Origin of the sequence: Halobacillus sp. ACCC02827 (assembly GCF_030291935.1) — a bacterium.
Taxonomy (GTDB): domain Bacteria; phylum Bacillota; class Bacilli; order Bacillales; family Halobacillaceae; genus Halobacillus.
This window is the reverse complement of sequence record NZ_CP128168.1, coordinates 2,506,309-2,523,838: the sequence shown is the minus strand read 5'-3', so window position 1 is coordinate 2,523,838 and position 17,530 is coordinate 2,506,309. Positions and strand designations below refer to the sequence as shown.

The following is a 17,530-nucleotide window of genomic DNA, read 5'->3' as shown; positions in this document are numbered from 1 at the left end:
CGTCCAGGCCGTTTTTTGTATTAATGCTTTTCTACAGCTAATATAAAAGGTGGTTTACGTTTCTGATTGATGAAGCCGTAATGGAGCACGTGGTATTCTTTGGAATCGAGAGCGGTGAGGTATTCTAAGAGAGCGTCTTTCTCTTCTTCTCCGCCTTCATGCCCGTGGTATACCACCAGTACTAATAATCCACCGGGTTTTAATATAGACAAGGTCTCTTGAACGGAAGCTAATGTTTCCTCCGGTTTTGTAATGACTGTTTTGTCACTTCCCGGTAAGTAGCCAAGGTTATAAATGGCTGCCTGCACACGTTTTTTGTGCTCTCTGCTGATGGAAGTTTTCACTTGGGAGTGGGATTCGTGAAGGATTGTCGCTCTGTTCTCATTTCCTGCCTCTTTGAGGCGTTCTGTCGTGTTCTCCACAGCCACTTTCTGGATATCAAACCCATATACATGCCCTGTATCTCCGACTAAGTTAGTGAGGAATAAGGTATCATGACCATTCCCGCAAGTCCCGTCTATGACCACATCCCCTTCTTCTATAAATAGCTTCATAAGCATGTGTGAATAAGGGATGATTCTTTCTAAGTTCATTGCTAGTCCTCCGTCCGTTAATAATGTCCGCTGTATATTGTAGCATGAAGCCGGCCGTGTGCAAGAGAAACCCCGCCAATACTAGCGGGGGCGTTCTGTTCTGCTTTTAGATTTCTTCTTTTGAATCGTGTCGTAGGCCTTCTTTGCATAGTGCTTTGTTTTTTCGGGATTATTCTTTGCATAGTCGACTGCTTTTTTGATGAGTTTCTTCATGTTAATCCCTCCTTTATTTTCACTTATCCTAACACCCTTATGTGATGCGGGTCCAGTCGAAAGGGGAGGCCTGCTTGACAAAGAACCTGCCATTCATTAAGATACGAATATACGTATAAAGACTGGGAAGAGGAGTAGTAGTGATTTTACCAAGTTTTAGAGAGGCGGCGGGTGCTGGAAGTCGTCCTTGGTCATCACGAACTCGCCTTGGATGTTGCAGGAGTGAACCTGAGTAGTTTCTGCCGGTGGAAGCACCGTTATCAGCGATCGAGATGAACACGTGTCTGCGTGTTAATTTGGGTGGTACCGCGGGAATCAAACCTCTCGTCCCATATTGGGATGAGAGGTTTTTTGTATTTATACAGGCCTTTAAGGCCGCTTTACTCTGACAGAGATCATGGAGGGAATGGAAAATGGCTTTTAATCATAAGACAATCGAGAAGAAATGGCAGCAATACTGGCTTGATAACAAGACGTTCAAGACAGACAGTAACTCACAGAAAGAAAAATTCTACGCTTTGGATATGTTCCCATATCCATCAGGTGCTGGCCTGCACGTTGGGCACCCGGAGGGATACACGGCAACGGATATTCTTTCCCGGATGAAGCGAATGCAGGGGTATGAAGTGCTGCATCCAATCGGCTGGGATGCTTTCGGGCTTCCGGCAGAGCAGTATGCTCTGGATACAGGGAATGATCCAGAAGAGTTTACAAAGCAGAATATCGATAACTTCCGTCGACAGATTCAGGAACTTGGCTTTTCCTATGATTGGGACCGTGAAGTAAACACGACCGATCCTGACTATTATAAATGGACACAATGGATTTTTCTGAAACTTTATGAGAAGGGCCTCGCTTATATCGACGAAGTGGCTGTCAACTGGTGTCCGGCACTTGGAACGGTCCTTGCGAATGAAGAAGTCATTGATGGAAAGAGTGAGCGGGGAGGACACCCTGTCGAGCGACGTCCGATGAAACAGTGGATGTTGAAGATTACTGCCTATGCCGATCGTCTGTTGGAAGACTTGGAAGAACTGGATTGGCCGGAAAGTATCAAAGATATGCAGAGGAACTGGATCGGAAAGTCAGAAGGAGCAGAAGTCACTTTTGAAGTGGATGGAACGGATGAGTCCTTCAACGTATTCACGACAAGACCCGATACGCTCTTCGGTGCAACGTATACAGTGCTTGCTCCAGAACACCCGTTGGTACAGAAAGTTGTGACTGTTGAGCAACAGGATGCAGTGAATCAATATGTAGAAACTTCCAAGAACAAAAGCGACCTGGAGCGTACGGATTTAGCTAAGGACAAGTCCGGCGTGTTTACCGGAGGGTATGCCGTAAATCCGATTAACGGAGAAAAGCTTCCGATATGGGTGGCGGACTACGTATTGATGAGCTATGGCAGCGGCGCTATTATGGCCGTTCCGGCACATGACGAGAGAGACTATGAATTCGCCAAGAAGTTCGACTTATCCATCATCCCTGTATTGGAAGGTGGAGACGTTGAGGAAGAAGCTTATACAGGTGATGGAGCACATATTAACTCCGGTTTCTTGGACGGACTTGATAAAGAAGCAGCAATGACCAAAGCCATCCAATGGCTGGAAGAGAACGGAAAAGGAAAGAAACAGACGACTTATCGTCTGCGTGACTGGTTGTTCAGCCGCCAGCGCTACTGGGGAGAACCGATCCCTGTCATCCACTGGGAAGACGGATCCATCACGCCTGCGAAAGAAGAAGACCTTCCTGTACGTCTTCCGAAAACAAAAGAAATCAAACCGTCTGGAACCGGAGAATCTCCTCTTGCGAATATTGAGGACTGGGTGAATGTCGTCGATCCGGAAACAGGTATGAAAGGGCGCCGTGAAACAAATACCATGCCTCAGTGGGCAGGCAGCTGCTGGTACTACCTGCGTTATATCGATCCGGACAACAGCGAGAGCTTCGCAGACTATGAAGCCCTGAAGAAATGGCTTCCGGTCGATGTGTATATCGGAGGGGCAGAACACGCGGTTCTTCACTTGTTGTACGCCCGCTTCTGGCATAAAGTCCTTTACGACGCAGGGGTGGTACCTACAAAAGAACCGTTCCAGAAACTATTCAACCAAGGAATGATCCTTGGCGAGAATAATGAGAAAATGAGTAAATCAAAAGGAAATGTCGTCAATCCGGATGATATCGTTTATTCTCACGGTGCAGACACGTTGAGACTTTATGAAATGTTCATGGGTCCACTGGAAGCTTCCATTGCGTGGTCCGCAAATGGTCTGGATGGAGCGCGTCGTTTCCTTGATCGTGTCTGGAGACTTTATGTGAAGGATGGGTCCTTATCCGATGCCATTCAAGAAGGAGCCGCGAATGATGCTCTTGAGAAATCCTATCATGAGACGGTTATGAAAGTGACGGAAAACTTTGAGGCGCTCCGCTTCAATACAGGAATATCTCAAATGATGGTCTACATTAACGACAGCTACAAAGCAGATGTGCTGCCTAAGAGTTATATGGAAGGTTTTGTGAAGCTTCTGTCTCCTGTCGCCCCACACTTGGCGGAAGAGCTGTGGGAAAAACTGGGTCACACGGAAACAATCAGCTACCAACCGTGGCCGGATTTTGATGAATCCAAGCTGGTAGAAGACGAAGTCGAGGTTGTTATTCAAGTAATGGGTAAAGTCCGTGCGAAAATGATGGTAAACCCGGAAGCTTCTAAAGAAGAGCTTGAGAAAGATGCGTTGGAGAACGAAGAAGTACAACAATGGCTGGAAGGGAAAACGGTTAGAAAAGTAATTGCTGTCCCTGGAAAGCTTGTCAATATCGTTGCGAATTAATGTGTGATTTATGGATGTCCCGGAATTTCCCGGGGCATCTTTTCTTTTGAAAACAGATATCTTGACTTTGAATTGGGATGATTTAGAATAAAGCTGCAACCTATCGATGAGGAGGAATATAAATGAAACATATTGAAGAAATTACTCCAGAAGAATTAGAAAACAAGCAAAAACGAAATGATGATTTTATCGCTATAGATGTCCGGGAAGACGAAGAAGTCGCAGAAGGAATGGTGCCTGATGCCAAGCACATCCGGTTGGGTGACATTCCGCAAGCAATTGATGGACTTTCCAAGAATCAGGAATACGTAATGATCTGCCGCTCCGGTCGTCGCAGCATGAATGCAGCAGAATTCATGCAAGAGAAAGGATTCACCAATGTTAAGAACATGAAAGGCGGCATGTTGGAATGGAGTGGAGAGCTTGTCTTTTAACAGGAAAGGGTAACCGCTAATGACAATTTTATATGGTTTTGTCCTGTTTTTACTTTTATGGTACGGATATCAGGTTTATAAGCGATCCATCGTTAAACCATACCGGGAGCACGGTGATCCGGAACTCGAATTCTGCATTATCGATATCAGGGATTATATCAGTGCATATCGATCCCCATATCCCGGAGCTGAGAACATCCCCCTCAGTTATCTTCCGCGTGTACTTAAAGATCGCTTCGACTGTCAGGATGATATTCTGGTCGTCACGGATGATAAAAGAGCGGCGAAACTTGCAGCGAAAATGATTCGTAAGAACAAAAACACGGATGTTTACTATGTGAATTCTAAGGAAAGGTCTACTTTTTAGTGGGCCTTTCTCTATTTCTGTTGAGTTGATTAATATTTTTAAAAAACTATTGACTTTGTTTTGTGAGGAGTGTAGTATTGAGTACGTTGCTCATTTAAACAGCAACAAAATTCTAGATTTAAAGAATATTTAAACATTTTCTTTCAAACCTATTGACGAAACATCGGGGGACATGCTAGAATTTGTTTACTGTCGAATACGGCAGACATCGATCTTTGAAAACTGAACGAATCAACCAGTACGTCAAACATTCTTTCTATTATATAGAGAGAATTCAAACAAGCACATTCGGTGTGCAAAATGAGCAAGTCAAACACTTTTATGGAGAGTTTGATCCTGGCTCAGGACGAACGCTGGCGGCGTGCCTAATACATGCAAGTCGAGCGCGGGAAGCGAGCTGATCCCTTCGGGGTGACGCTCGTGGAACGAGCGGCGGACGGGTGAGTAACACGTGGGCAACCTGCCTGTAAGATCGGGATAACTCCGGGAAACCGGGGCTAATACCGGGTAATACTTTCTTTCGCATGAAGGAAAGTTGAAAGATGGCTTCTCGCTATCACTTACAGATGGGCCCGCGGCGCATTAGCTAGTTGGTGAGGTAACGGCTCACCAAGGCGACGATGCGTAGCCGACCTGAGAGGGTGATCGGCCACACTGGGACTGAGACACGGCCCAGACTCCTACGGGAGGCAGCAGTAGGGAATCTTCCGCAATGGACGAAAGTCTGACGGAGCAACGCCGCGTGAACGATGAAGGTCTTCGGATCGTAAAGTTCTGTTGTTAGGGAAGAACAAGTACCGTGCGAATAGAGCGGTACCTTGACGGTACCTAACGAGGAAGCCCCGGCTAACTACGTGCCAGCAGCCGCGGTAATACGTAGGGGGCAAGCGTTGTCCGGAATTATTGGGCGTAAAGCGCGCGCAGGCGGTTCCTTAAGTCTGATGTGAAAGCCCACGGCTCAACCGTGGAGGGTCATTGGAAACTGGGGAACTTGAGGACAGAAGAGGAGAGTGGAATTCCACGTGTAGCGGTGAAATGCGTAGATATGTGGAGGAACACCAGTGGCGAAGGCGACTCTCTGGTCTGTTTCTGACGCTGAGGTGCGAAAGCGTGGGTAGCAAACAGGATTAGATACCCTGGTAGTCCACGCCGTAAACGATGAGTGCTAGGTGTTAGGGGGCTTCCACCCCTTAGTGCTGAAGTTAACGCATTAAGCACTCCGCCTGGGGAGTACGGCCGCAAGGCTGAAACTCAAAGGAATTGACGGGGGCCCGCACAAGCGGTGGAGCATGTGGTTTAATTCGAAGCAACGCGAAGAACCTTACCAGGTCTTGACATCCTTGGACCTCCCTAGAGATAGGGATTTCCCTTCGGGGACCAAGTGACAGGTGGTGCATGGTTGTCGTCAGCTCGTGTCGTGAGATGTTGGGTTAAGTCCCGCAACGAGCGCAACCCCTGATCTTAGTTGCCAGCATTCAGTTGGGCACTCTAAGGTGACTGCCGGTGACAAACCGGAGGAAGGCGGGGATGACGTCAAATCATCATGCCCCTTATGACCTGGGCTACACACGTGCTACAATGGATGGTACAAAGGGCAGCGAAGCCGCGAGGTGTAGCAAATCCCATAAAACCATTCTCAGTTCGGATTGCAGGCTGCAACTCGCCTGCATGAAGCCGGAATCGCTAGTAATCGCGGATCAGCATGCCGCGGTGAATACGTTCCCGGGCCTTGTACACACCGCCCGTCACACCACGAGAGTTGGTAACACCCGAAGTCGGTGAGGTAACCTTTTGGAGCCAGCCGCCGAAGGTGGGACCAATGATTGGGGTGAAGTCGTAACAAGGTAGCCGTATCGGAAGGTGCGGCTGGATCACCTCCTTTCTAAGGATTTAGAACGGAAGCGTACTTGGTTGGTTGTTCAGTTTTGAGAGATCGAAAGATTTCTCTGAACTACGTGAACCTTGAAAACTGGATAAGGAATCATCGTATCATCTAACGATGAAACGATTGATGACAAGACATCAAACATCGAAAGTTTTAAACAAACGTCTTTTCACGACGATAGTTAAGTGAATAAGGGCGCACGGTGGATGCCTTGGTACTAGGAGCCGATGAAGGACGGGACTAACACCGATATGCTCCGGCGAGCCGTAAGTAGGCTTTGACCCGGAGATTTCCGAATGGGGAAACCCACTGTTCGTAATGGAGCAGGATCTTATGCTGAATACATAGGTATAAGAAGGCAGACCCGGGGAACTGAAACATCTAAGTACCCGGAGGAAGAGAAAGCAAATGCGATTTCCCAAGTAGCGGCGAGCGAAACGGAATCAGCCCAAACCAAGAGGCTTGCCTCTTGGGGTTGTAGGACACTCCTTTGGAGTTACCAAGGAGGAAGGTAGATGAATCGATCTGGAACGATCAGCCAGAGCAGGTAACAGCCCTGTAGTCGAAACCTTTCTCCCTCCGGAGTGTATCCTGAGTACGGCGGAACACGTGAAATTCCGTCGGAATCCGGGAGGACCATCTCCCAAGGCTAAATACTCCCTAGTGACCGATAGTGAACCAGTACCGTGAGGGAAAGGTGAAAAGCACCCCGGAAGGGGAGTGAAAGAGATCCTGAAACCGTGTGCCTACAAGTAGTCAGAGCCCGTTAATGGGTGATGGCGTGCCTTTTGTAGAATGAACCGGCGAGTTACGACCGTATGCAAGGTTAAGCAGCAGAAGCGGAGCCGCAGCGAAAGCGAGTCTGAATAGGGCGAGTGAGTATGCGGTCGTAGACCCGAAACCGTGTGATCTACCCATGTCCAGGGTGAAGGTCAGGTAACACTGACTGGAGGCCCGAACCCACGCAAGTTGAAAATTGCGGGGATGAGGTGTGGGTAGGGGTGAAATGCCAATCGAACACGGAGATAGCTGGTTCTCTCCGAAATAGCTTTAGGGCTAGCCTCAGAATAGAAAGTCATGGAGGTAGAGCACTGATTGGACGAGGGGCCCCTATCGGGTTACCGAATTCAGTCAAACTCCGAATGCCATAGACTTTGTTCTGGGAGTCAGACTGTGGGTGATAAGGTTCATAGTCGAGAGGGAAACAGCCCAGACCGCCAGCTAAGGTCCCAAAGTGTGTGTTAAGTGGAAAAGGATGTGGAGTTGCTTAGACAACCAGGATGTTGGCTTAGAAGCAGCCATCATTTAAAGAGTGCGTAATAGCTCACTGGTCGAGTGACTCTGCGCCGAAAATGTACCGGGGCTAAACACACCACCGAAGCTGCGGATTGATCGTAGGATCAATGGTAGGAGAGCGTTCTAAGGGCCGTGAAGTCAGACCGTAAGGACTGGTGGAGCGCTTAGAAGTGAGAATGCCGGTATGAGTAGCGAAAAAAGAGTGAGAATCTCTTTCACCGAATGCCTAAGGTTTCCTGAGGAAGGCTCGTCCTCTCAGGGTTAGTCGGGACCTAAGCCGAGGCCGAAAGGCGTAGGCGATGGACAACAGGTTGATATTCCTGTACCACCTCCTTTCCGTTTGAACGACGGGGGGACGCAGGAGGATAAGGAGAGCGTGCCATTGGATGTGCACGTCCAAGCAGTGAGACGGTCGGATAGGCAAATCCGTCCGGCATAACGTCAAGCTGTGATGGGGAGGGAACTATAGTACCGAAGCTCCTGAGTTCACACTGCCAAGAAAATCCTCTAGTGAGGAAAGAGGTGCCCGTACCGCAAACCGACACAGGTAGGCGAGGAGAGGATCCTAAGGTGAGCGGGAGAACTCTCGTTAAGGAACTCGGCAAAATGACCCCGTAACTTCGGGAGAAGGGGTGCTCCTCTGCCGAGGAGCCGCAGTGAAAAGGCCCAAGCGACTGTTTACCAAAAACACAGGTCTCTGCGAAGCCGTAAGGCGAAGTATAGGGGCTGACACCTGCCCGGTGCTGGAAGGTTAAGGGGATGCGTTAGCGTAAGCGAAGCGTTGAACCGAAGCCCCAGTAAACGGCGGCCGTAACTATAACGGTCCTAAGGTAGCGAAATTCCTTGTCGGGTAAGTTCCGACCCGCACGAAAGGTGCAACGACTTGGGCACTGTCTCAACGAGAGACCCGGTGAAATTATACTATGTGTGAAGATGCACATTACCCGCGACAGGACGGAAAGACCCCGTGGAGCTTTACTGTAGCCTGATATTGAATGTTGGTACAGCTTGTACAGGATAGGTAGGAGCCTTAGAAGCCGGAGCGCTAGCTTCGGTGGAGGCGCTGGTGGGATACTACCCTGGCTGTACGGACATTCTAACCCAGGACCGTGATCCGGTCCGGAGACAGTGTCAGGTGGGCAGTTTGACTGGGGCGGTCGCCTCCCAAAGAGTAACGGAGGCGCCCAAAGGTTCCCTCAGAATGGTTGGAAATCATTCGCAGAGTGTAAAGGCACAAGGGAGCTTGACTGCGAGACCTACAAGTCGAGCAGGGACGAAAGTCGGGCTTAGTGATCCGGCGGTACCGCATGGAAGGGCCGTCGCTCAACGGATAAAAGCTACCCCGGGGATAACAGGCTTATCTCCCCCAAGAGTCCACATCGACGGGGAGGTTTGGCACCTCGATGTCGGCTCATCGCATCCTGGGGCTGTAGTCGGTCCCAAGGGTTGGGCTGTTCGCCCATTAAAGCGGTACGCGAGCTGGGTTCAGAACGTCGTGAGACAGTTCGGTCCCTATCCGTCGTGGGCGTTGGAAATTTGAAAGGAGCTGTCCTTAGTACGAGAGGACCGGGATGGACACACCGCTGGTGTACCAGTTGTTCCGCCAGGAGCATAGCTGGGTAGCTACGTGTGGTCGGGATAAGTGCTGAAAGCATCTAAGCATGAAGCCCCCCTTGAGATGAGATTTCCCTTTGCCTTCGAGCAAATAAGATCCCTCAGAGACGATGAGGTTGATAGGTCCGAGGTGGAAGCGTGGTGACACGTGGAGCTGACGGATACTAATGGATCGATGACTTATCTATCTGATCATAGATCGCGTGAAAAACGTTTCTTTCGATAAAGATGTTTCCTTATCCAGTTTTGAGGGTTTACCTCAATAGAATATTGATGTGGTGGTGAAGGCGAAGAGGTCACACCTGTTCCCATGCCGAACACAGCAGTTAAGCTCTTCAGCGCCGATGGTAGTCGGGTAGATCCCCGTGAGAGTAGGACGTCGCCACATCACTTAAAAGTTTGCAGCAGTATTTCTGTTGCAAACTTTTTTTGTTTGCTATTTTCATAATTCCTGTAATATGCTTTCATTCTACCGTCATTGATAACCTCCCATCCTGCATGGACTAGAAACGTTGGATATATGTGGTACAATAAAGGAAAAAAATAATGGAAGAACAGGGAGTGTGACCAGTGGTACAATTAGAGCGGAAAAGAAATACCTATTGGAATTGGAAGTATTTATGGGCATTGGTTCTCATCCCCATCGGTTTTTATCTTCTCTCACAACAAAAATCAATAAGTGAATCGCAGCACCTTCTATTTATTGTTATAACGATTTGGTTGTGTATTCTTGGTGTATTTGGAGTAACAACAAGGCTTGATCGATTAAAGGCTTACGGGTATCTCTATTTGGTTAGTGGTGTGCTTTTTGCATACATGGGATTAGTATTTATTTGGTGACGGTTGATGACCTCGCAGAAACGCGGTATAATTCTGGATGAGAATGTACGTTCGGAGGGGTAATTATCAATTTAGTAAGATGGAGCTATTCCGGTAGAAAGATGGTTCGCGGCTACTTTGATCGATTTCCAAACTCAACGGTATATTTCAGAAGAATACGCAGATTCTATATCGTCTATATAGTAGATTGGGATGAACGTGACCCTGTGGTTGAGAAAGAGGACAGGGATGGTATGCAGGAGCTTATCAATAAGGAATTAGGCCGTGAAAAAGAATATAATCAAAGAAATTCGCGGAAAGGCTTATAGTGCCTTTCCGCGATTTTTTATGAACCCATTGCTTCCCAGGCGGCGTGCATGCCCGCTACACGGCCTGTAACCATTGCAGACGTTATGTTGTATCCCCCTGTATAGCCGTGGATATCTAAGATTTCCCCGCAGAAATACAAACCATGCATAAGTTTGGACTGCATCGTGTTAGGGACAATTTCTTTAATGGATACTCCACCACCTGTAACAAATGCCTTCTCTAATGGCTGGGAATCATAAACATTTACTTGAAAATGCTTCAGCAACCCGACAAAGGAACGAAGCTGCTGGTTCGATATATTTGCGGCTTTTTCTTCTTGAGAGATGTCCGCCTGAGCCATAACATAATCAAGGAATCGCTCCGGTACCATCCCTTTTACAACATTTCGGAAGGTTTTCTTTGCCTGATCTTTCGTTTCCTTCTGAAGCTGTTGAATGATTTGTTCTTCTTTTTCTTCCGGGAGCGCGTCAATTTCAACCGTAACGGATTTGTTCCCTTTCATTAATTCTTTGACTACATATTGGGAGCACCTAAGAACTGCCGGCCCGGAAATGCCGAAATGGGTAAAGAGCATATCCATTTTGTGAGTAACGATGTTCTTTCCTTTGCTATTGAGAACGGAGACGGCCGGGTCTCTTAGCGATAATCCTTGAAGTGTTTTTGATTTAATAAAAGCATCCTTGGATAGTAAAGGGACTTCGGTCGGGAACAGAGTCGTAATGGTGTGGCCGGCTTTCTTCGCCCATGCGTATCCGTCCCCTGTGGAACCGGTATGCGGGACAGCTTTTCCACCTACAGCAAGGATCAGTCCCTTTGTTTCAATCTTTTCTTTGGATTTCAAAAGAACTTGATGAGATTCTTCCCCATAATGGATGGCCTCCACAGGTGTTTCTTTACGTACTTCCACGCCCAACTCGTCCAATCTGTTCAATAATGCCTGGACGACATCCTTGGCTTTATTACTTACAGGAAACATCCGTCCGTGATCTTCTTCTTTTAATGCTACTCCTAAGCCTTCAAAAAAATCGATGATATCGTGATTGTTAAAGACGGAAAAAGGACTGTATAAGAATTTTCCATTTCCCGGAATATGCTTAATCACTTCTTCTTCCGGAAGCCGGTTCGTAACATTACAGCGTCCTCCTCCGGATATAGCAAGCTTCGTGCCCAGTTTTCTTCCCTTATCGATCAAAAGTGTTTTCACACCCTGTTCAGCTGCAGCGATAGCCGCCATCAGCCCAGATGGTCCTCCGCCGATGACGGTAACTTGATAACTCATGAATGTCTTCCTTTCTTTTGTTCAATCATTCCTTGTTTGTCCATTATCTATGATAAAATAGATGAGGTCGATTCTACAATAAAATTGAAGGTGAAAAGGTAATTATGTCGAAGATTCTTAAAGGTACCATTTTGTTGACAGCAGGAACATTCTTATCGAAGTTTCTTGGTATGATCTATACCGTCCCGTTTGAAAATATGGTAGGTACGGAAGGGACCGACTTGTTTTCCATCGCTTATGTCCCTTACAGTATCCTTCTTAGTTTATCAAGTATGGGCGTTCCTGTCGCCGTTTCTAAATTTGTTTCTAAATACAATTCGTTAGGTGATTATGAAACGGGAAGAAGAATGCTGAAAGCCGGAATGACGCTTATGTCCATTACCGGTGTCCTGGCTTTCCTCATGTTGTTCTTCTCGGCTGAACAAGTCGCTGTATGGACCATCGGAGAAGAGTCAGAGAGACTTGGCCAGGCTACTATGGTCATTCAAATGGTCAGTTTTGCTCTGTTAGTCATTCCACCGATGAGTATTACCAGAGGGTTCTTCCAAGGATATGAATCCATGGCACCGACGGCCGTATCACAGGTGGTCGAGCAGATTGTACGGATTGTCTTCCTGCTCGGCTCTGTCTTTGTTATTATGCAGCTGATGCAGGGGCCGATGCCTAGAGCCGTCGGCTTCGCTACTTTCGCTGCATTCATTGGTGGTCTTGCGTCCTGCCTTGTGCTGTATCTCTACTGGAGGAAGCGTAAGCCGTATTTGGACCGCCAGCTGGAAGCGCAGGAGTACACAAGCGGCTTGTCCAATAAAGAAATGTTCAAAGAATTATTTAGTTATGCGGGACCGTTTATTCTTGTCGGTATCGCGACACCACTTTATCAGCTAGTCGACCAGTTTACGATGGAGAAGGCGATCCGGGCTTCTGGAGAAGCATACAATAATGCATTCTCTATAATAAACTTCCTTAGTCATAAGCTGATCATGATTCCGGTGACGCTTGGTCTTGGCTTGTCCCTTGCTCTCTTGCCCGCCATCACCCAGGCGTTTACTAAAAATGAAATGAACCGGTTAAATCATCAGATCAATCAGGCATTACAGATCGTCGCTTTGTTGATCATCCCTGCTGTTGTCGGGCTTTCCGTCGTAGCATTGGAAGCATACGGGACATTTTACGGCGTTGATGAGGTTACCTATCGCGGAGACTTGCTTCGCTGGTATGCTCCTGTTGGACTGTTCCTGGCACTTTACACGGTCACTTCATCCATTCTGCAGGGAATTAATAAGCAGAATTTCGCGGTCGTCAGTCTTGGAACAGGCATTATGCTGAAAATCGCCTTAAACTGGTGGCTCATCCAGCTGATGGGCGCAAAAGGTGCCATCGTAGCAACAGGCATCGGCGTTGCTGCCGCTGTAGTTCTAAACTTCTGGCGTATCTTCACGACGATAGAATTCGACTTTCGTCAGCTGTTTAAACGGACGCTGCTGGTGCTGATTTTAACAGTGCTTATGGCTTTCGTGGTGATCGCTGTGAAATGGCTGTTCAGTCTGTTTCTTGATCCTACGGAAAACAGACTGCATGCGATGATCGTCTTACTCTTCAGTATAGGCATCGGTGGTATCGCATATTTGTGGATGGCTTATAAAACAACATTGCTCGAACGAATTCTTGGGGGCAGAGTCCGCTTCCTTGATAAATTTCTAAAACGCAGGTAAGAAGGAGTTTTTACGTGAGAATTGATAAATTGCTGGCGAACATGGGATACGGAACGAGAAAAGAGGTCAAGGCGCTTTTGAAAGGATCGAATGTACGCGTGAACGGGGAGCCCGAGAAAAGCCCGAAAGCACACGTCGATCCTGATATAGACCAGGTGACGGTCATGGGAGAGCCTGTGGAATACCGGGAATTCATCTATTTGATGATGAACAAGCCGGGGGACCTTATATCGGCTACGGAAGATGCTCATGATATGACTGTGATCGATATTCTCCAGCCGGAGGATCAAGTATTCGATCCGTTTCCTGTAGGTCGCCTGGATAAAGACACGGAAGGCCTCTTGCTCATTACTAACGATGGGCATTTGAACCACCGTCTTACTTCACCGAAGAAAGACGTAGGGAAAACGTACTTCGCCGTGATAGAAGGGGAAGTGACGGATGAGGATGTCCGTAAGTTCGCCCAAGGTGTTCTACTTGATGATGGATACCATACGAAACCCGGCGAGTTGAACATTATCACAGCCGGTCCAACTTCTGAAATCGAACTGACGATTACGGAGGGGAAATTCCATCAAGTGAAAAGGATGTTCGAATCCGTTGGTAAGAAAGTGACTTATTTGAAGCGGATACGCATGGGGGAACTTGCTCTCGATGAAGAACTGGAGCTCGGTGAGTACCGGGAGCTGACAGAGGAAGAGATCCATTATCTGCAGAACATTACGAAGCAAAATTAATAAGTAATTCAAAAAAACACCCGGAAACCAGTTTCCGGGTGTCATCTATATAGTCATTTTATGTTCAGGATATTTTAACTCTCTTTTCAGTGATTGTCCACTTTCCACGGTGAGGACTAGAAACTAATCCGTTGTATTCCAAAACGCTCAGGTCTCTTTGCATCGTACGATCGGTTATACCGAACTCATCTGCTAACTCATTTGTCGTAACTGTACCTCTGTCTCTAATGTAAAGGTAGACAGCCTTGATACGGTTGAGCATGCGGGATGATGGTTGATTCAAAAAACCACTCCTTATTCGTTTTTATGGAACTTGTGGTGCTAGTGAATCTCTGAACTTGTTTACATTTTACAACAATAAATGCGAATGTTCCAGCGATAAATCGTTTCTTAACCTTTCGTTCACAAGGATTTACAGAACATTTAAGATAGGAGGAAAGCTTGATGTATCTGTTAAGAAAGTTCTTTAGGAAAATGGTTCATATTAATAATTACATATTGTTTGGTGCGAGTGCCCTGCTCATTATCTTATCTACCATTCTAATCGTTCTTGTGGAAAGTGATACCTTTCCGACATTATTTGATGGTTTCTGGTGGGTAATGACAACGGTGACGACAGTAGGTTACGGTGACTTTTATCCGGTGACTGTCGCGGGTAGACTTATCGCTATCCTATTATATGTGATCGGAATTGGACTTATCGGTATTGTTATTGGAAAAATAATCGACGGCCTTGCTGTTTTCAGAAAAAAACGTTTGGAGGGGAATATTGTGTATAAAGAAAAGGGACATTTCGTCATTATCGGTTGGTCTTCAAAAGCAAAATATGCCGTCAAAGAGATGCTGGATACGGATGAAATATGTGAGATCGTCCTCATTGATCAACTGAACGCAGCACCTGTTCTCGCGGAGAACATTCATTACATAAAAGGGGACGCTTCGGATCTTGCAACACTGCAGAAAGCTAATGTTCCTTATGCCAAAGCCGTCATTGTCTTTGCTGATGAACAGGCTGACAAGCAAACCGCAGACGGGAAGACGCTCCTGATCGCTTCTTCCATCGAATCGATATCCACCCACGTCCATACCATTGTGGAAGTGATGGATGAAAAACACATCCCTAATTTCAAACACGCGGACGTCGATGAGTTCATCGTGTCAAACGAAATGATTTCTTCTCTCGCTGTACGTTCAGCTTTTCGCAAAGGGGTGACGGGTATATATGGACAATTGCTCCGAAGGTCTGTAGGCGAAGATTTGTTTCATGTGCCTGTCCGTTCCAATTGGAAAAAGTACCGCGATGCATTTGAAGCTTTGCTTAATGAAGGGGCAACCCTGATTGCAGATAGAAACGACCTGGCAATTAACCGTAAGCTGGAGCAGGAACTGCCGGAAGATGCTGAACTCTATGTAGTCTGCGACAAAAAAACATATAATCACATCATTACAAAAGGGGAATAAGTATGGATTTCAAATTATGGAGCGAAACGTACGAGCAGGAGTTTATTGAAAAGGCCAAACAACTGTTGGCTATTCCGAGTGTCTATGAAGAGAGTGAAGAATATCCGTATGGAAAACCGATCAACGATGCACTTCAGAAAATGCTGGAAATTGCAGAGCAGGATGGTTTTGCGACAAAACAAGTAGATGGCCAGGCAGGTCATATAGAGTTCGGGCAAGGGGAAGAGTTAATAGGAATATTAGGTCATCTGGATGTCGTTCCTGCCGGAGAAGGCTGGTCCACAGAACCGTTCAACCCTGTAGTGAAAGACGGAAATCTGTACGCCAGGGGAGCCCAGGATGACAAAGGTCCCGTCATGGCCGCCTATATCGCCATGAAGATGCTTAAGGATAAAGGCTTTGAACCAAATAAGCGGATACGGCTCATTCTCGGTACGGATGAAGAAAGGGATTGGCAGGGTATTACCCACTATTTCAAGAAAGAAGAGATGCCCGGAACAGGTTTTACTCCGGATGCATCTTTTCCTGTCATTCACGCAGAGAAAGGGCTGCTTGATGCTTATTTGACAATCCCGGTGCATGAAGGAGAATCAAGTGCTGCTGTAAAAATAGTCTCCTTGACAGGAGGCGACCGATTAAATATGGTACCTGAGGACGCAGTTGTGCGCGTAAAGGCAGAGGAAGAGGTGGCCGATCGGTTCCAGCGTTATTTGGAAGATCAAACGTTGGAGGGGAAAGTAGAGCAGGGCGGGGACGAAATACATTTGACCCTCTATGGACAAGCTGCCCATGCCAGCAGACCGGAAACAGGGAATAATGCCATCATCCGTCTCCTGGCTTTTCTGCAGACGGAAGAGCTGCCGGAAATTCAACGTCAATTGATCGACTACCTGCACAGCACATTCCATGCAACAAATGGAGAAGGACTGGGAGTGTCCCAGTCGGATGAAGCTTCCGGTGCCTTGACCAGTAATCTGGGGTCTATTCAATGGGAAAGTCAAGCATGTCAAGTTGGATTCAATCTCAGGTACCCGGTGACAGGAAATTATGAGCAAATCGTCGGGAAATTGGAAGAAGCTGCTCGGAGACACGAAGGGAAATTGCGTATTTATGATCATCTTCCCGCTATTCACCTGGAGAAGGATCACCCCTTTGTTACGACACTGCTTTCCGTTTATAACCGGGTGACCGGTGAAGAAGCGTCTGTGCAATCAATTGGCGGAGCTACTTATGCACGTACGATGGAGTCAGCAGTCGCGTTTGGTGCTATGTTTCATGACAGCCCGGATACTGCCCATCAGAAAGATGAACATGTCCGAATTGCTGATATGGTAAGGGCAATGGAAATATACGCAGCAAGCCTGTATGAGCTAACGAAATAAGAGAATGGAGGAGGAGCGGTGAACCATTACTTTATCGGAATTCCCGTAAGTGAACCTATACGTCAGGAGCTTGTATCCATGCAGGAAGAGGTAAAGCAGCACATGGAGTATAAAGTCTGGACGGAGGTGGAAGATTTCCATATTACATTAAAGTTTCTTGGAGGATGCTCCGATGAAAGAATAGAATCCTTGCTTTCTGACTTGCTTCATCGACATTGGCCGGCTCCTTTTCCTCTTCAAATCGGTCCTGCAGGTTTTTTCGGTAATCCTGTAAAGCCGCGGGTATTTCATGCAGAAGTATCCTTGCCAGCCTCTTTAGAAGAGATGAAATCACTCGTGGAGGAATGTGGAAAGAGCCAGGGATTTCCCAATGAAAACCGCAAGTATTATCCGCATATCACCCTTGCTAAGAAACAGGCAGAAGGAAAATCACCGCTGCTGGAAGAGGGAGCAGAACCGGGCATTTTGCAAGAACGTTTAGAAATGATGGTGGAACGAGTAAATGTGTATAAGATCCATCCGGAACAGAAGCCGAAATACGAATGTATTGCCGCTATTCCATTACGGATAAAGGAGTAAC

General features: G+C 47.1%; 14 protein-coding genes, 3 rRNA genes and 1 other annotated feature. Of the genes, 13 read left to right on the top strand and 4 right to left on the bottom strand.

What is annotated here, in order from left to right:
- Window positions 1-20 precede the first annotated feature (20 nt).
- Together mnmM and QRD89_RS13370 are read right to left on the bottom strand one after the other, a co-directional pair.
- A complete protein-coding gene (gene mnmM / locus QRD89_RS13375; RefSeq protein WP_286095437.1) occupies window positions 21-593 on the bottom strand; it encodes a tRNA 5-(aminomethyl)-2-thiouridylate-methyltransferase MnmM in 573 nt (190 codons plus the stop codon).
- Window positions 594-674: 81 nt separating this feature from the next.
- Window positions 675-806 carry a hypothetical protein gene (locus tag QRD89_RS13370; protein WP_255358524.1) on the bottom strand — a complete coding sequence of 44 codons (132 nt, stop codon included), beginning with the start codon at window positions 804-806 and terminating at the stop codon, window positions 675-677.
- Window positions 807-921: 115 nt separating this feature from the next.
- Window positions 922-1,141 (top strand) — a binding site (T-box leader).
- Window positions 1,142-1,219: 78 nt separating this feature from the next.
- Here QRD89_RS13370 and leuS point away from each other — a divergent pair.
- The 8 genes from leuS to QRD89_RS19280 all read left to right on the top strand — a co-directional run bounded on the left by leuS (window position 1,220) and on the right by QRD89_RS19280 (window position 10,378).
- Window positions 1,220-3,634, top strand: a complete 2,415-nt coding sequence (leuS, locus tag QRD89_RS13365) for a leucine--tRNA ligase (protein WP_286095436.1) — start codon at window positions 1,220-1,222, stop codon at window positions 3,632-3,634.
- 122 nt (window positions 3,635-3,756) lie between these two features.
- Window positions 3,757-4,068 (top strand): rhodanese-like domain-containing protein, encoded by a 312-nt coding sequence (locus QRD89_RS13360; protein WP_026578295.1) that lies wholly within the window; start codon window positions 3,757-3,759, stop codon window positions 4,066-4,068.
- 19 nt (window positions 4,069-4,087) lie between these two features.
- On the top strand, window positions 4,088-4,435 hold the full coding sequence (locus QRD89_RS13355; protein WP_026578296.1) for a rhodanese-like domain-containing protein: 348 nt from the start codon (window positions 4,088-4,090) through the stop codon (window positions 4,433-4,435).
- A gap of 318 nt (window positions 4,436-4,753) precedes the next feature.
- Window positions 4,754-6,317 (top strand): 16S ribosomal RNA (locus tag QRD89_RS13350).
- 182 nt (window positions 6,318-6,499) lie between these two features.
- Window positions 6,500-9,418 (top strand): 23S ribosomal RNA (locus QRD89_RS13345).
- A gap of 86 nt (window positions 9,419-9,504) precedes the next feature.
- Window positions 9,505-9,618 (top strand): 5S ribosomal RNA (gene rrf / locus QRD89_RS13340).
- Together the 16S, 23S and 5S rRNA genes form the textbook arrangement of a ribosomal RNA operon.
- Before the next feature lie 182 nt (window positions 9,619-9,800).
- Window positions 9,801-10,070 carry a hypothetical protein gene (locus QRD89_RS13335; RefSeq protein ID WP_008635505.1) on the top strand — a complete coding sequence of 90 codons (270 nt, stop codon included), beginning with the start codon at window positions 9,801-9,803 and terminating at the stop codon, window positions 10,068-10,070.
- Between the two features lie 62 nt (window positions 10,071-10,132).
- Window positions 10,133-10,378 carry a protein YuzH gene (locus QRD89_RS19280; protein WP_502875720.1) on the top strand — a complete coding sequence of 82 codons (246 nt, stop codon included), beginning with the start codon at window positions 10,133-10,135 and terminating at the stop codon, window positions 10,376-10,378.
- A gap of 17 nt (window positions 10,379-10,395) precedes the next feature.
- Here QRD89_RS19280 and QRD89_RS13330 read toward each other — a convergent pair whose 3' ends face one another.
- Window positions 10,396-11,658, bottom strand: coding sequence for a BaiN/RdsA family NAD(P)/FAD-dependent oxidoreductase (locus tag QRD89_RS13330; protein ID WP_008635503.1), 1,263 nt, complete (start codon window positions 11,656-11,658; stop codon window positions 10,396-10,398).
- A 104-nt stretch (window positions 11,659-11,762) separates the two neighbouring features.
- Between QRD89_RS13330 and QRD89_RS13325 the strand changes: the two genes are divergently transcribed.
- A complete protein-coding gene (locus QRD89_RS13325) occupies window positions 11,763-13,370 on the top strand; it encodes a putative polysaccharide biosynthesis protein (protein ID WP_008635502.1) in 1,608 nt (535 codons plus the stop codon).
- A 14-nt stretch (window positions 13,371-13,384) separates the two neighbouring features.
- On the top strand, window positions 13,385-14,107 hold the full coding sequence (locus QRD89_RS13320; RefSeq protein WP_008635495.1) for a pseudouridine synthase: 723 nt from the start codon (window positions 13,385-13,387) through the stop codon (window positions 14,105-14,107).
- A 64-nt stretch (window positions 14,108-14,171) separates the two neighbouring features.
- Here QRD89_RS13320 and QRD89_RS13315 read toward each other — a convergent pair whose 3' ends face one another.
- On the bottom strand, window positions 14,172-14,390 hold the full coding sequence (locus tag QRD89_RS13315) for a DeoR family transcriptional regulator (protein ID WP_008635493.1): 219 nt from the start codon (window positions 14,388-14,390) through the stop codon (window positions 14,172-14,174).
- A gap of 161 nt (window positions 14,391-14,551) precedes the next feature.
- Here QRD89_RS13315 and QRD89_RS13310 point away from each other — a divergent pair, with 161 nt between their 5' ends.
- From QRD89_RS13310 to thpR, 3 genes are read left to right on the top strand one after another with little or no spacing between them, the layout of a single operon-like run.
- Entirely contained in the window at window positions 14,552-15,568 is a 1,017-nt protein-coding gene (locus QRD89_RS13310; protein ID WP_008635491.1) for an ion channel, read from the top strand.
- A gap of 2 nt (window positions 15,569-15,570) precedes the next feature.
- On the top strand, window positions 15,571-16,950 hold the full coding sequence (gene pepV, locus QRD89_RS13305) for a dipeptidase PepV (protein ID WP_008635489.1): 1,380 nt from the start codon (window positions 15,571-15,573) through the stop codon (window positions 16,948-16,950).
- Between the two features lie 18 nt (window positions 16,951-16,968).
- Window positions 16,969-17,529, top strand: a complete 561-nt coding sequence (gene thpR, locus QRD89_RS13300) for an RNA 2',3'-cyclic phosphodiesterase (RefSeq protein WP_286095435.1) — start codon at window positions 16,969-16,971, stop codon at window positions 17,527-17,529.
- The last annotated feature ends 1 nt before the right edge of the window (window position 17,530 follow it).

Coding starts and splice junctions, on each gene's coding strand:
- pepV (WP_008635489.1), top strand. CDS start 15,571: ATGGATTTCAAATTATGGAGCGAAACGTACGAGCAGGAGTTTATTGAA.
- QRD89_RS13325 (WP_008635502.1), top strand. CDS start 11,763: ATGTCGAAGATTCTTAAAGGTACCATTTTGTTGACAGCAGGAACATTC.
- mnmM (WP_286095437.1), bottom strand. CDS start 593: ATGAACTTAGAAAGAATCATCCCTTATTCACACATGCTTATGAAGCTA.
- QRD89_RS13355 (WP_026578296.1), top strand. CDS start 4,088: ATGACAATTTTATATGGTTTTGTCCTGTTTTTACTTTTATGGTACGGA.
- QRD89_RS13310 (WP_008635491.1), top strand. CDS start 14,552: ATGTATCTGTTAAGAAAGTTCTTTAGGAAAATGGTTCATATTAATAAT.
- QRD89_RS13370 (WP_255358524.1), bottom strand. CDS start 806: ATGAAGAAACTCATCAAAAAAGCAGTCGACTATGCAAAGAATAATCCC.
- QRD89_RS13330 (WP_008635503.1), bottom strand. CDS start 11,658: ATGAGTTATCAAGTTACCGTCATCGGCGGAGGACCATCTGGGCTGATG.
- leuS (WP_286095436.1), top strand. CDS start 1,220: ATGGCTTTTAATCATAAGACAATCGAGAAGAAATGGCAGCAATACTGG.
- QRD89_RS13360 (WP_026578295.1), top strand. CDS start 3,757: ATGAAACATATTGAAGAAATTACTCCAGAAGAATTAGAAAACAAGCAA.